Source organism: Nocardia sp. NPDC059691 (assembly GCF_042733915.1).
GTDB classification, from domain to species: domain Bacteria; phylum Actinomycetota; class Actinomycetes; order Mycobacteriales; family Mycobacteriaceae; genus Nocardia; species Nocardia sichangensis.
The window spans coordinates 83660-95871 of the sequence record NZ_JBHWFB010000003.1 but is presented as its reverse complement, the minus strand read 5'-3'; the positions used below and the strand labels follow the sequence as shown (position 1 = coordinate 95871).

Here is a 12212-nt window from a genome sequence, read left to right as displayed (position 1 = left end):
GCGCCGCGCCGCCGCTCTTGCCCTCGCACGTCGGCGGGCCCGGGATCGGCTGCTGCCCTGCGGGATTCCGCTCGGCGGCGGCCGGAGATCCGTTTCGGCCGGTTCGACCGGCTCCATACCGAGCTTGGTCATGATCATCCGCACCACGCGGCCGGGACTGCGGCCGTCGGTACGAACCCGGACGGTCGCCACTTCCCGGTACAGCGGCCGACGGGTACGCATCAGTTCCCGGTACTTCGCGCCGGGGTCGGCACCGTTGAGCAGCGGCCGCTGCGTGCTCGCGCCGGTGCGCCGAAGACCCTCCGCGATACTGATCTCCAGGTAGACGACGGTGCGGCCGCGCAGGAGTGCCCTGGTGTGCTCGGACAGCACGGCACCGCCGCCGAGCGAGACCACGCCGCGTTCGGCGAGGACGGCGCGGCGCACCACCCGTTCCTCGATCTTGCGGAATTCGGGCTCACCGTCTTCGGCGAATATCTCCGGGATCGTGCGACCGGTCTCCCGCTCGATGCCGGCATCGGTGTCGTACAGCTCGACGCCGAGTTCCCTGGCGAGCTTGCGGCCGATCGTGGATTTCCCCGCCCCCGGCGGTCCGACCAGCACCACGCGCGGGGCGCGCGGATCGGTCTGCACGATCATTGCGACCGACTGTCCGCGGGCACGTGCGGGCGAGTGCTGATGCGCTTGACGTAGCTGGTGATGTTCTCGACGGTCTCGGTGAGCGAGTCGCCGCCGAACTTCTCCAGCGCGGCCTGCGCGACGACCAGCGCCACCATGGATTCGGCGACCACGCCCGCGGCGGGCACGGCGCACACGTCCGAGCGCTGATGGATGGCGACGGCCTCGTCGCCGGTGGTCATGTCGACGGTGGACAGCGCGCGCGGCACCGTGGAGATCGGCTTCATGGCCGCGCGCACGCGCAGCGCCTCGCCGTTGGTCATGCCGCCTTCCAGTCCGCCGGCGCGGTTGGTGGAACGCAGCACGCCGTCGGGGCCGGGGCGCATCTCGTCGTGCGCCTGGCTGCCGCGGCGGCGCGCGGTCTCGAAACCGTCGCCGACCTCGACGCCCTTGATGGCCTGGATGCCCATCAGTGCGGCGGCGAGCCGCGCGTCCAGCCGGTTCTCGCCGCTGGTGAACGAGCCGAGGCCGACCGGAAGTCCCGCCACGACCACCTCGACAACGCCACCGAGGGTGTCGCCGTCCTTCTTGGCGGCCTCGATCTCCGCGATCATCGCGGCTTCGGCGTCCTTGTCGAAGGCACGCACCGGGCTCTCGTCCACCGCGGCGAGATCGGCGGCGCTCGGCACGAGGCCGGAAGTGTTCTGCGCCGCGCCGATCGACACGACGTGCGAGACGACCTCCGCGCCGAACGCCTGGCGCAGGAAATTGCGCGCGACGGTGCCCGCCGCGACGCGCGCGGCGGTCTCCCTGGCGCTGGCGCGCTCGAGCACGTTGCGGGCGTCGTCGAAGTCGTACTTGAGCATGCCGGAGTAGTCGGCGTGCCCGGGCCGGGGCCTGGTCAAGGGTGCGTTGCGGGCCAGGTCGGCGAGTTCGGCCGGATCGACCGGGTCGGCGGACATCACCGTGGTCCATTTCGGCCACTCGGAGTTGGCGACCTCGATGGCCACCGGGCCGCCCATGGTGCGCCCGTGCCGCACACCGCCGATGACGGTGACCTTGTCGGCCTCGAACTTCATCCGCGCGCCGCGACCGTAGCCGAGCCTGCGACGGGCCAGCTGCGCGGAGATCTCGTCCGACGTGACCTCGACGCCTGCCACCATCCCCTCCAGGAGGGCGACGAGAGCGGGACCATGGGATTCTCCGGCAGTTATCCAACGCAGCACATTGTTCATCTTCCCATGTCGACGCCCGTGCTCCGGAACGTGGCCCGCCGTGACGAACCGCACGCCGGGGAGCCCGGGTACCGCGGGCCGAGGCGCTCAGCGGGCTATGACGATGGGGCGGTCCACCGAGCGGAGCAGCGCGTCACCGACCGAGCCGAACAGCAGTCGCCGCAAAGTTCCTCGGCCGCGGTTGCCCACCACCAGCAGCTGTCCGTCGCGGGAGCGTTCGAGCAACCCTCGCTCCGGACGGTCGCGGACGACCTCGCGCCGGATCGTCAGTTCCGGGTACTGCTCCTGCCAGCCGGCCAAGCTGGTCGCGAGCAACGCCTCCTCGGTCCGGCGCAGGGCGGCCCAGTCGGTGCCGATCGCGGCCAGCGGCTCGACCTCACCCCAGGTGTGCACGGCCACCAGTTCGACCCCGCGGAGCGACGCCTCGGTCGCGGCGACCCCGATGGCGGCCTGCTCGGCGGTGGAGCCGTCCACGCCGACGATCACCGGGCCGGTGGTCGCCCGGTCCCACAGCGGCGTCTCGGCGGGCACCACCGCCACGGGGCATTCGGCGTCCCTGGAGACGGCGGTGCTGACCGAGCCGAGGAGGACCCGCTGGACGCGGCCGATCCCGCGGGTGCCGACCACGAGCATCGCCGCGCTCCGGGAGCGTTCGATGAGGGCGGTGGCGATGTGCGCCGTGCGGATCTCGGTGCCGATGGTGATGTCGCGCACGGTGTGCGCGGCCGCCACGGCGGCGTCCGCCGCGCGCTCGATCGCCTCGTCCGCCTCGCGCACCCGCAGCAGCGCCGCCGGACGCGGGGGATCGTCGTCGTCGGAGCCGAGCGAGGACTCCACGACGAGCGAGATGTGCAGCGGAGCGTCGTGCAGCGCGGCGGTCTGCGCCGCCCAGCGGACCGCGACGATCGATTGCTCCGAACCGTCGGTTCCCACGACGATCGGCCCCCGCGACGGATGCCTCGGATTCACTGGGCGGCTCCTTCTCGACGCTGCTTCCGCTGTACTGGCGCACTCGAGGGGGCGACTTCTCCGAGGTGCCGTAGCTCGAGCGCTGACGTGGCGGCGGGTCGGAAAGTCGTTGCCCGCGATTGATGCTACCGATGAATTGCTATTGATTTGCTGGCTTTGTGCGGCGTCCAGCGCGGTCCGGCGGCATTCCGGTGGTGTCGGGCGGAGCGGACTCAGGTCGAGTCGAAGACCGACGACAGTAGGGCCAGCAATGTCGCCAGGCACATCGCAGGGCCGTGCGGCACGGTGAGCGCGCTGTCGCCCGGGTCGGCGGGGCGGGAGCCGAATGCGCGTCGGCAGACCAGTGCCCCGAGCGCGACGGATGCGGTGAGCGCCGGTGCTCCGAGTGCCGCCCAAACCCACGGACGGGCGCCGCCCAGGGCGGTCGCCCCGCCCAGCATCACCGCGAGCTTGACGTCGCCCGCGCCCAGCGCGGCGGGCGCGGCGAGGTGCACCAGCAGGTACGGCGCCGAAAGCAACAGCGCGCCCAGCAGAGCGGCGGTGAAATGCTCTGTGTGCAGGGCATATCCGAGAACGACCAGCGCTCCGGAGCCGGTCAGCCGGTTCGGGAGGCGTCCTTCACGCAGGTCGAACGTCGTCAGTGCCGCGCACCAGACGGTGAGCGCGGCGCACGCGAGTGGAGTCATGGCTCCACCTTCGCCCGGTTCCGGCGCGGGTCATCCGCTCCGGACCGGAATGTGCACAACTGGTTCGGGTGTGAACAGGCTATGGGTCAGTGGGCCTCCCGCTGTCGAGAAATGCTGGGCCGCAGTAATTTTCGGGCGAAAATCGATGATTCGACAGCACGGAAGGCCATGCCGATCACGTGTTGGCTGTCGGTGTGCGGTGTGTCGGCGGTAGTTTTGACTCATGTGTGCTGATCACCAGGGTCATGTGCCGGATTACGCGGCGCGGCGTGGCGCGCTGCGCAGCCTGCTGGTGGAGAACGGGGTGGACGCCCTGCTGGTCACCGATCTGGTGAATATCAGATATCTGACCGGGTTCACCGGCTCCAACGCGGCGTTGCTGGTGCATTCCTGGGACACGCGCACCGCCGAGGACCGGACCGTGATCGGCACCGACGGCCGGTATCGGACCCAGGTCGCCGAGCAGGTTCCCGATCTGCGGGCCGAGATCGCGCGCGCCGCCGCCCGGCGGATCGTGCAGCTGGCCGGTGAGTGGCAGGTCGGCCGGGTGGGTTTCGAAAGCCATGTGGTCACCGTCGACCAGCATCGCGGTTTCCTCGAACAGCGCACCGGCCTGGAGTTCGTCGCCTCGCCCGGGCTGGTGGAGCAGTTGCGCATGGTCAAGGACGCCTACGAAGTGGATCAGTTGCGGGCGGCCTGCGCGGCGGGCGATGCCGGTCTGGCCGCGCTGCTGGAGCGGGGCGGACTGCGTCCGGGCCGCACCGAGCGTCAGGTGGCCAGGGAACTGGAATGGGCCATGTTCGAACACGGCGCCGAAGCGGTTTCGTTCGAGACCATCGTGGCGACCGGCGTGAACTCGGCTGTCCCGCATCACCGCCCGACCGACGCCGTGCTGGCCGCGGGTGATTTCGTCAAACTGGACTTCGGCGCGGTGGTGGGCGGCTACCACTCCGACATGACCCGCACCTTCGTGCTCGGCGCGCCCACCGACTGGCAGCGCGAGGTGTACGCGCTGGTCGCCGAGGCGCAGCGGGCCGGGCGGGAGGCGCTGCGCCCGGGGGTCCCGGTATCCGACGTGGACGCCGCGTCGCGGGCGGTGATCGAGGCGGCAGGGCACGGCAAGTTGTTCGTGCACGGCCTCGGCCACGGGGTCGGTCTGCAGATCCACGAAGCGCCCGGAATCGCGAAAACCGGAACCGGTACACTTCTGACTGGCGTGGCGGTGACCGTCGAACCAGGTGTGTACTTTCCCGGCCGCGGCGGGGTCCGGATCGAGGACACGCTCGTGGTGCGCGAAGGGGGCCCGGAGCTGCTCACCCACACCAGCAAAGACCTGACCGTCGTCGACTGACGCCGGTCTGCCCGAGACCAAGCGGTAGAACGAGGAGATCCGAAGACAGTGGCGGACACCAGCGACTTCAAGAACGGCCTTGTGCTGAAGATCGACGGTCAGCTCCAGCAGATCACCGAATTCCAGCACGTCAAGCCGGGCAAGGGCCCCGCGTTCGTGCGGACCAAGCTGAAGAACGTCGTGTCCGGCAAGGTGGTCGACAAGACCTTCAACGCCGGTGTGAAGGTGGAGACCGCGAACGTCGACCGCCGCGACATGACCTACCTGTACCACGACGGCACCGACTACGTCTTCATGGACGGCGAGACCTTCGACCAGATCTCCATCGCCGAGGAGACCATCGGCGACGGCGCCCGCTTCCTGCTGGAGAACATGACCGTGCAGGTCGCCACGCACGAAGGCGCGCCGCTGTACGTCGAGCTCCCGGTCTCGATCGAGCTCGTGGTCCAGCACACCGACATCGGCCTGCAGGGTGACCGCTCCACCGGCGGAACGAAGCCCGCCACCCTGGAGACCGGCGCCGAGGTGCAGGTCCCGCTGTTCATCAACACCGGCGACAAGCTGCGCATCGACTCGCGCGACGGCAGCTACCTCGGCCGGGTCAACGCCTGAGCCGCGGGCCGGCCGATCCCGGAATGATGTGACCGTGGCTGACCAGCCCGTGGACAAGAAGTCCACGTACAAGAAGCTCGGCGCGCGGCACAAGGCCCGCCGCCGTGCGGTCGACCTGCTGTTCGAGGCGGAGGCCAGGGACGTCGACGCCGCCGACCTGCTCGACGAGCGCGCCGAGCTCGCCGCCCGCGACCAGTCGGTCGCGCCGGTGCACGCCTACACCCGGACATTGGTCGAGGGTGTGGCCGACGATCTCGACCGGGTGGACGGAACGATCGAGTCGTACTTGCAGGACTGGACCTTGTCGCGGCTCCCGGCCGTGGATCGCGCGATCCTGCGCATCGCGGTCTGGGAGCTGTTCCACGCGAGCGACGTGCCTCCGGTCGTCGCCGTAGACGAGGCGGTGGAGCTGGCCAAGGAGCTTTCCACCGACGACTCCCCGTCCTTCCTCAACGGTGTGCTGGGGCAGGTCGTCCTGGTGGCCCCGCAGGTGCGCGCCGCCGCTGCCGCGACGAGGGCCCCCCGCCCGGAGTCCGAGGCGTGAACAAGTACCTCGTCCTGGCGATGCGCACACCGCGCTTCGATACCGCCGTGATCGAGCCGCACCGGCAGTTCCTGCAGTCGCTGCAGGAAGTGGGGCAATTGCAGGAGAGTGGCCGCTTCACCGACGGCACCGGAGGCGCGTACATCATCTACGCCGAAAGCCTCGACGCCGCAAGGGAAATCGTGTTCACCGATCCGGTGCACACCACCGGGTCCTCGGAACTCTCGATCTACGAGTGGGAAGTCACGGCGCCGAGCTGACTTCGACTGCGCGTCGGAGCCTGCGCGGGCTTCCCGGCTCGGTTCGCGTTCCTGCGCGGCGGCGTGAGGCCGGGCAACGCGACGTCCGTGCAACTCCTACCGGAGACCGCGCATGGCTCCCGCTGGTGGGTGTACGGATGCCCAGCGGGAGCACCGGAACTTGGGTTCCGCGCGGAGACCGAACCCGAACGTGCGTCTCGATCCGGCCTCGACAGTATCCTCGTACCTCGACCGCACTCGAGGTCAAGCGAGGCGCTGACTGGCGGGTGTCTCGGCGGCTAACTCGTCATCAGCAGCGCTGTGACCGCGCCTGCGGTGGCGACCGTCGCGAGCGCGGCACCGGTCAGGACGAAACGTCGCATGGGTACCCGTACGCCGTGCATGCGGCAGAACTCCAGGCACAGCAGTGTGGCGAGCGAGCCCCAGGGCGTGACGATCGGGCCGACATTGGTGCCGATCAGCAACGCGAGGAGTTGATCGCTGTTCTGCGCGGGGATCACCGCCTCGCCCGCGGTGTAGGCGGGCAAATTGTTCGCGACATTGGACAGACCCGCACCCGCCGCGGCGGCTCGGAACGCGCCGGACGCACCCGAGTCGGTGCCGATCAGAGCATGCATCGCGTCGCCGAGGCCGAATCGGCTCAGGGTGGGTACCACCAGGAACAATCCGACCACGAACACGAGCAGTTGCCACGGGATGAGCGACAGCCGCAACGCACCGCGATCGAACACGGCGAACGCCGCCAACGCGATGAGCGCCGCGACCGTCGCCGCGACGCCGATCCGGTCGCCGACGAGGGGGATCGCGACGATGAACAACAGACAGGCCCCGGCTGTCGTGTAGAACAGCGAGCGCTCCCGGAAGTTCACGAGCCGGATCGGCTCGGGCGGCACGTAGCGGTCGGTTTCCCGGCGACCGCGCCGCCAGTACCACACCCACAGGCACACCGTCGTCGCGGTGATCGAGACCATCTGCGGCGCCAGCATTCTGCTCGCGAATCCGGTCGCGGTCAGTGCCACCCGGTCGGCGGCGAGCAGATTCGTGAGATTGGAGACCGGTAGCAGCAGGCTCGCGGTGTTCGCCAGCCACAGGGTGGTCATGGCCAGCGGCAGTGGTGGGATCCGAGCGGGCGCGGCGAGTGCCAGCATGACCGGGGCGATGAGCACGGCTGTGGTGTCGAGGTTCAGCAGCACCGTGGTGGCGGAGGCGAACAGCACGCAGAGGCCGAACAGCGCCGGGTAATGGCCGCGACCGAGGATCGCGAGGCGATGGGCGATGGCGTCGAAGACCTTCGCCTGCCGGGTGAGCTCGGCCAGCACGATCACGCTTGCGAGAAACAGCAGTAACGGGCCGATGCGGCGCATGTTCGCGGCGGCCTCGTCGCGGGGCAGGAGCCCGGTGAGCACGCACAGCAGACCGGCCGCCAGCAAGGCGAGCCGGACCCGGTCCAGGACGCTGAGCCGCCGCTCGGAGGTGGTCGCGGGTGGGTTCCGTGTGGAGGAATCGACCAGTTCGGGCACGAGTGCCATCATGGCAGCCCTTCGTTCGCGTCCCTTCCCGGCCGAGACGGGCCACGGCAGTCCTCGCTTACCCATTGAACGTACCGTTATTCGATGGTACGTTATGCGGGTCACATAGGTCGGACGTCGGTTCCGGCACAACCGATCCCATTTTTCGGGTGGAAAACGTTGTGTCCGAGGCAATCTCGGTGTTCGTCCGCCGTCGAGCCAAGGATGTATTGCCCATGAGCCTCGTCATCGGACTGGTATTTCTGTTCATCCTGGTCGGAGGCAGCCTACGGTCGGCCGAAGCCGGCTGTCAGAACACGTTGATGAACCACATGAAGAACATGTGGCTCTGCGCGGTGATCTCGTATGCCGTTGCGCTGACCGGCTTTTCGATCTTCCTGGCGCTGTCGTCGAAGACGCCGTGGCCGACGCTCGACGACGTTCGGAACATGCCGTGGTGGGCGCCGTTCGGCGGTCTGCTGGGCGGCGCGGCGGTGATGGGGATGATCGCGGTCGCCCGGCATGTCGGCGTGGCGACCTTCAGCGCGCTGGTGATCGTCGGCGAGATGGTGGTCGCCGTGATCATGGATCACTTCGGACTCATGGGATTCGAAGAACGATCCGCCAGCGTTCCGCGTCTGGTGGCCTGCGGGCTGATCACGCTCGCGATATACCTGATGGCCGATGAGCCCGCGGGCGACGAGCCCAGGGTCAGCGTCACCTGACAGCAGTACGCCCACCGCTGCCGGTCCCAGCCATCCACTCTTCGCACTCTCCCGAGGATTCTCGATGACGGTTCAGACCGCCGAAAAGCCCCGTGCCGCGCTGTCCCGCGTCACGATGGCACTCATCTTCGCGTTCATCCTGGTCGGCGGCGCGCTGCGCTCCGTAGAAGCCGGTTGCCAGAACTCGCTGAAGCTCGCATTGAAGAACGTCTGGCTGTGTGGCGTGATCTCCTACGCCGTCGCATTCACCGGCTTCGCGATCTTCCTCACGGTGGCGCTGCTGGTTTCCAGGAACCGGCCTTGGCCGACGAAGGCCGACATCCGGAGTATGCCCCGCTGGGCGCCCTTCGGTGGCCTGCTCGGCGGGGCCGCGATCCTGGCGATGATCTCCGTGGCCTCCGATGTGGGCGCGGGTACGTTCAACGCCCTCATCATCGCGGGACAGATGTTCGGTGCGCTCACGATCGACCACTTCGGGCTGATGGGATTCCCGCGGCGCACGGTGAGCTCAAAACGCGTCGTCGCCTGCGTCATGATCATCGCCGGGATCTATCTCATGGCGACCTACTGAACATCCGCACGGACCTGGTCGACAGCGGCGTTCTGAGAGACAGATAGGGTATCTATCGCAACGTTGCCTCGCTGAGGGGAGTAGGAGACATGGCCGCGAACGAGCTGACCGTGACGGACATCCGTACCGCGCAGGAGGCGTGGGCGCTGTTCGACCGACTCCCCGCGGCGCGGGTCGAGGACGTCACGACCGGGCGGTGGCGAGGCGAGGAGCTGGACACCGGTCATCCGATGGACGGTGTGCTGGTGGCTTCGGGCTGGTACGGCAAGCAGTTCGACGGCCCCGACAGCGTGCATCCGCTGTTGTTCACCTCGGGCGGCGCGGTGTTCGCCGTCGATCCGCGCCGCGTCCCGGTCGCGTTGGCCGGGCGGGTACCGCTGCCCGGTGTGCGGGCCCTGCGCAAGTTGCTGCCGGTCCTTCGTCCCGCGCTGCGCACGCGCAAGCACACCGCGCGTCTGCGTGAGGTCGAATACCGCGGTGTGACAAGTGCCGCGATGGTCTACGACCACCTGCCGATCATCGATCATTTCCGGCGCGCCGACGAGCACACCTTGCTCGGCGTGATGGATTTGCGTGGTATGGCCGAACCGTATTTCTTCGTGCTGCATCGGGATATCGGCTGAGCCGGTCGGCCGTCGCCGATCCGGGTCCGGCGCCGCGCCCGCCACACTAGGATTTGCGCGAACAGGCGACACCTTGCGGCGATGTGGTGACCGAGGGAGACACAGTCGATGGAGCGCACGACATGCCTGGTGGTTGGTGGGGGACCGGCCGGAATGATCCTCGGGCTCCTGCTCGCCAGGGCCGGGGTAGAGGTCACGGTGCTGGAGAAGCACAAGGACTTCCTCCGTGACTTCCGCGGCGACACAGTGCATCCCACCACCCTCGATCTGCTCGACGAACTGGGTCTCGGCGCGGAGTTCGCGAAACTGCCCGCGCGCAAGGTGGATCGAGTGCAACTGCCGATCGCGGGCGGCCTGCAGACGCTTGCCACGCTGACGCATCTGCCGGGCAGGCACAAGTACATCGCCATGGTGCCGCAGTGGGATCTGCTGGATCTGCTCGCGCGTGCCGCGGCCGACGAACCCACCTTCCGGCTGCGGCTGAACACCGAGGCCACCGACCTGATCTGGATCGACGGCCGGGTAGGTGGCGTCGCCTACCGGACCGTCGACGGCGCCACCGGCGCAATCGAAGCCGACCTCACGGTGGCCTGCGACGGTCGCGGCTCACTGCTGCGGTCGGCCGCGGGACTGCCGATCCGCACGTGGTCGACACCTATGGACGTCTGGTGGTTCCGCTTGCCGCGCACCGAGATCGATCCCGCGGGCGCGCTGCCGATCGTCAGCGCCCGGCGGGTGGCGGTGCTGCTCGATCGCGGCGACTACTGGCAGTGCGCGACGTTGATCGCCAAGGGCGCCGACGAATCCGCCCGCCGCGGGCCGGTGCGGGACGTCATGCGGAGTCTGGCCGAGGCCGCTCCCTGGCTCTACGACCGGATCGACGCCTTGACCAGCTGGGACGAGGTCAAGTTGCTGGAGGTGAAACTCGATCGGCTGACCAAGTGGTACACCAACGGTCTGTTGTGTCTGGGCGACGCCGCCCATGCCATGTCCCCGGCCGGCGGCGTCGGCATCAACCTGGCCGTGCAGGACGCCGTAGCCGCGGCCAGGATCCTTGCTCCGCCGCTGCTCTCGGGGACGCTCGGCACCAGGGAGTTGGCGAAGGTGCAGCGACGGCGCCGATTCCCGACCGTGGTGACACAGGGAATGCAGCGACTCCTGCACACCGTCGCGGTCGCGCCCGCCCTCGACGGACGAGTCGACATCGCGAGTTCCCCGCGTGCACCGCTGCCGGTCCGTATTCTGCGGCGCGTCCCCGTGATTCGCAGCGTGCCGACCTTCTTGATCGCTCGCGGTGTCTTGCCCGAGCACGCCCCGCACTTCGCGCGGCGGTAGCGCTCAGGCCGGCACGTCGGGGGAGGACGTAGGCGCGGTGGCGATCCAACCCGCGACGACCGCCAGACCCGTCGGGCGGTGCACGGCGAGGAAACCGAAGGGCCGGTCGAAGACCACCGAGACGACAGGCGCGTAGTCGTGCCGCAGGACGGCCGCTGCCGCGCGCAACGCGAAGGCCGTCACGGCGGCCGCCTCGAAACCTTCGTGGCCGAACCGGGCGAGCACTTCCTGCGCTCCCTGGCCGACGCACAGTGGGTCCGGGGAGATCGCCGGGAAGTGGCCGTGGGTGCAGTCGGTCGCGGCGGTCAGGCCGAACAAGCCCGGCGCGGTGAGCAGATCGTGGGTGGAGCGGACCTCGAAAGGCGGTAGCTGGACGCGCAGCCGGCCAGTGTTGGGTACCACCGGCTCGGTACGCACGTTCAGGCCCGGTCCCTTCGTGCCGACCGGCAGGTCGGAGCGGATCGGCACACTGCCGGACAGCGCGGCCAAGCCCGTTTCGAGCACGGCGCCGGGTGCCCCGGTGCCGAGCAGAAGGTGGACGTCGAGGTCGGCGACGCCTTCGACGACCACGCGGGTGACCGGTTCCGATGCGTCCAGGATCGCGGCGTTCGTCAGGTCGCGGCTCGTGCGGGACAACCCGGGTCCGCGATGTCCCCGCCACGGGCCGTCCTCGGGTGCCAGCGTTCCGACATCGAAGGGCGCCTGCCACTTCGTCTTCGCGACCAGCGCGGTGGCGAGCACCAGCAGCGTCTCGGGATCGACTGTGAGGGGAAACCGTTCGATGAGCCCATCGGTGTGCCGGGCCGCCCAGCTGTCGAGCTCGGACTGCCCGGCCAGCCGCGCGAGCACACTCTCGGGAAGCGACTGCGACCACGCCTCGTGCAACGGAAGGTCGCGGCGCACCCACACGCCGAGTGCGGCCGACACCGCCGCCGCGCGCTCGAGGTCGTCCAGCAGCCGGAGCGCCGCGGCTTGCCCGTCCGCCGCGGGCAAGCCGGTCGCGGTCGCCAGTTCGTCCCGAGCCGGACCGTCCGCCGCGGAAGCGAGCAGGGCGAGCAGCGGCCATACCCCGGCGCCGGACACCACGAAGTCTCGTTCGCCCGCCGCCGCGCACCACCGCGCGGTGAGCGCGTTGGCGGCGCCGACATGGGATTCCACAGAAGTCCGCACCAGCC

The 12212-nt window shown here is 69.3% G+C and carries 13 protein-coding genes and 1 pseudogene; 8 read left to right on the top strand and 6 right to left on the bottom strand.

Annotated elements, in window-relative coordinates; genetic code table 11:
* Positions 1 to 120: 120 nt before the first annotated feature.
* The 4 genes and pseudogenes from ACFV2O_RS07565 to ACFV2O_RS07550 form a co-directional block, all read right to left on the bottom strand.
* Positions 121 to 639, bottom strand: a pseudogene (locus tag ACFV2O_RS07565) (shikimate kinase); the annotation flags it as partial.
* Complete coding sequence (gene aroC / locus ACFV2O_RS07560; protein WP_379251558.1) at positions 636 to 1844, bottom strand: chorismate synthase; 1209 nt, start codon at positions 1842 to 1844, stop codon at positions 636 to 638. The gene aroC and the pseudogene ACFV2O_RS07565, both read right to left, overlap by 4 nt.
* A 96-nt stretch (positions 1845 to 1940) precedes the next feature.
* Positions 1941 to 2822: a universal stress protein gene (locus ACFV2O_RS07555; RefSeq protein WP_379250989.1), complete on the bottom strand. Its 882-nt coding sequence runs from the start codon at positions 2820 to 2822 to the stop codon at positions 1941 to 1943.
* Between the two features lie 212 nt (positions 2823 to 3034).
* Positions 3035 to 3508 (bottom strand): prepilin peptidase, encoded by a 474-nt coding sequence (locus ACFV2O_RS07550; protein ID WP_379250987.1) that lies wholly within the window; start codon positions 3506 to 3508, stop codon positions 3035 to 3037.
* A gap of 223 nt (positions 3509 to 3731) precedes the next feature.
* Here ACFV2O_RS07550 and ACFV2O_RS07545 point away from each other — a divergent pair, with 223 nt between their 5' ends.
* Genes ACFV2O_RS07545 through ACFV2O_RS07530 form a run of 4 tightly spaced genes read left to right on the top strand, consistent with a single transcriptional unit; the run spans position 3732 to position 6275 of the window.
* Positions 3732 to 4859 carry a Xaa-Pro peptidase family protein gene (locus ACFV2O_RS07545; RefSeq protein WP_364425838.1) on the top strand — a complete coding sequence of 376 codons (1128 nt, stop codon included), beginning with the start codon at positions 3732 to 3734 and terminating at the stop codon, positions 4857 to 4859.
* Between the two features lie 48 nt (positions 4860 to 4907).
* Positions 4908 to 5471 carry an elongation factor P gene (gene efp / locus ACFV2O_RS07540; RefSeq protein WP_355070592.1) on the top strand — a complete coding sequence of 188 codons (564 nt, stop codon included), beginning with the start codon at positions 4908 to 4910 and terminating at the stop codon, positions 5469 to 5471.
* Between the two features lie 34 nt (positions 5472 to 5505).
* The gene (gene nusB / locus ACFV2O_RS07535) at positions 5506 to 6015 is read left to right on the top strand and encodes a transcription antitermination factor NusB (RefSeq protein WP_364425835.1); all 510 of its coding nucleotides are present in this window, start codon (positions 5506 to 5508) and stop codon (positions 6013 to 6015) included.
* On the top strand, positions 6012 to 6275 hold the full coding sequence (locus tag ACFV2O_RS07530) for a YciI family protein (RefSeq protein ID WP_379250984.1): 264 nt from the start codon (positions 6012 to 6014) through the stop codon (positions 6273 to 6275). The genes nusB and ACFV2O_RS07530 overlap by 4 nt, the downstream gene beginning before the upstream one ends.
* Before the next feature lie 278 nt (positions 6276 to 6553).
* On the opposite strand, the gene ACFV2O_RS07525 is transcribed toward ACFV2O_RS07530, so the two are convergent.
* On the bottom strand, positions 6554 to 7807 hold the full coding sequence (locus ACFV2O_RS07525; RefSeq protein ID WP_379250982.1) for an SLC13 family permease: 1254 nt from the start codon (positions 7805 to 7807) through the stop codon (positions 6554 to 6556).
* Between the two features lie 62 nt (positions 7808 to 7869).
* Between ACFV2O_RS07525 and ACFV2O_RS07520 the strand changes: the two genes are divergently transcribed.
* The 4 genes from ACFV2O_RS07520 to ACFV2O_RS07505 all read left to right on the top strand — a co-directional run bounded on the left by ACFV2O_RS07520 (position 7870) and on the right by ACFV2O_RS07505 (position 11037).
* Positions 7870 to 8508, top strand: coding sequence for a DMT family transporter (locus tag ACFV2O_RS07520; RefSeq protein WP_379250980.1), 639 nt, complete (start codon positions 7870 to 7872; stop codon positions 8506 to 8508).
* 64 nt (positions 8509 to 8572) lie between these two features.
* Positions 8573 to 9079, top strand: coding sequence for a DMT family transporter (locus tag ACFV2O_RS07515; protein ID WP_355070602.1), 507 nt, complete (start codon positions 8573 to 8575; stop codon positions 9077 to 9079).
* An 89-nt stretch (positions 9080 to 9168) separates the two neighbouring features.
* Complete coding sequence (locus ACFV2O_RS07510; RefSeq protein ID WP_355070604.1) at positions 9169 to 9702, top strand: DUF4334 domain-containing protein; 534 nt, start codon at positions 9169 to 9171, stop codon at positions 9700 to 9702.
* Between the two features lie 108 nt (positions 9703 to 9810).
* Positions 9811 to 11037, top strand: a complete 1227-nt coding sequence (locus tag ACFV2O_RS07505; RefSeq protein WP_379250978.1) for an FAD-dependent oxidoreductase — start codon at positions 9811 to 9813, stop codon at positions 11035 to 11037.
* 3 nt (positions 11038 to 11040) lie between these two features.
* Here the strand turns inward: ACFV2O_RS07505 and ACFV2O_RS07500 are convergent, their stop codons facing one another.
* A complete protein-coding gene (locus ACFV2O_RS07500; RefSeq protein WP_379250976.1) occupies positions 11041 to 12207 on the bottom strand; it encodes a serpin family protein in 1167 nt (388 codons plus the stop codon).
* Positions 12208 to 12212: the final 5 nt, after the last annotated feature.

Coding starts and splice junctions, on each gene's coding strand:
- ACFV2O_RS07550 (WP_379250987.1), bottom strand. CDS start 3,508: ATGACTCCACTCGCGTGCGCCGCGCTCACCGTCTGGTGCGCGGCACTG.
- ACFV2O_RS07545 (WP_364425838.1), top strand. CDS start 3,732: ATGTGTGCTGATCACCAGGGTCATGTGCCGGATTACGCGGCGCGGCGT.
- ACFV2O_RS07525 (WP_379250982.1), bottom strand. CDS start 7,807: ATGATGGCACTCGTGCCCGAACTGGTCGATTCCTCCACACGGAACCCA.
- ACFV2O_RS07515 (WP_355070602.1), top strand. CDS start 8,573: ATGACGGTTCAGACCGCCGAAAAGCCCCGTGCCGCGCTGTCCCGCGTC.
- ACFV2O_RS07510 (WP_355070604.1), top strand. CDS start 9,169: ATGGCCGCGAACGAGCTGACCGTGACGGACATCCGTACCGCGCAGGAG.
- ACFV2O_RS07505 (WP_379250978.1), top strand. CDS start 9,811: ATGGAGCGCACGACATGCCTGGTGGTTGGTGGGGGACCGGCCGGAATG.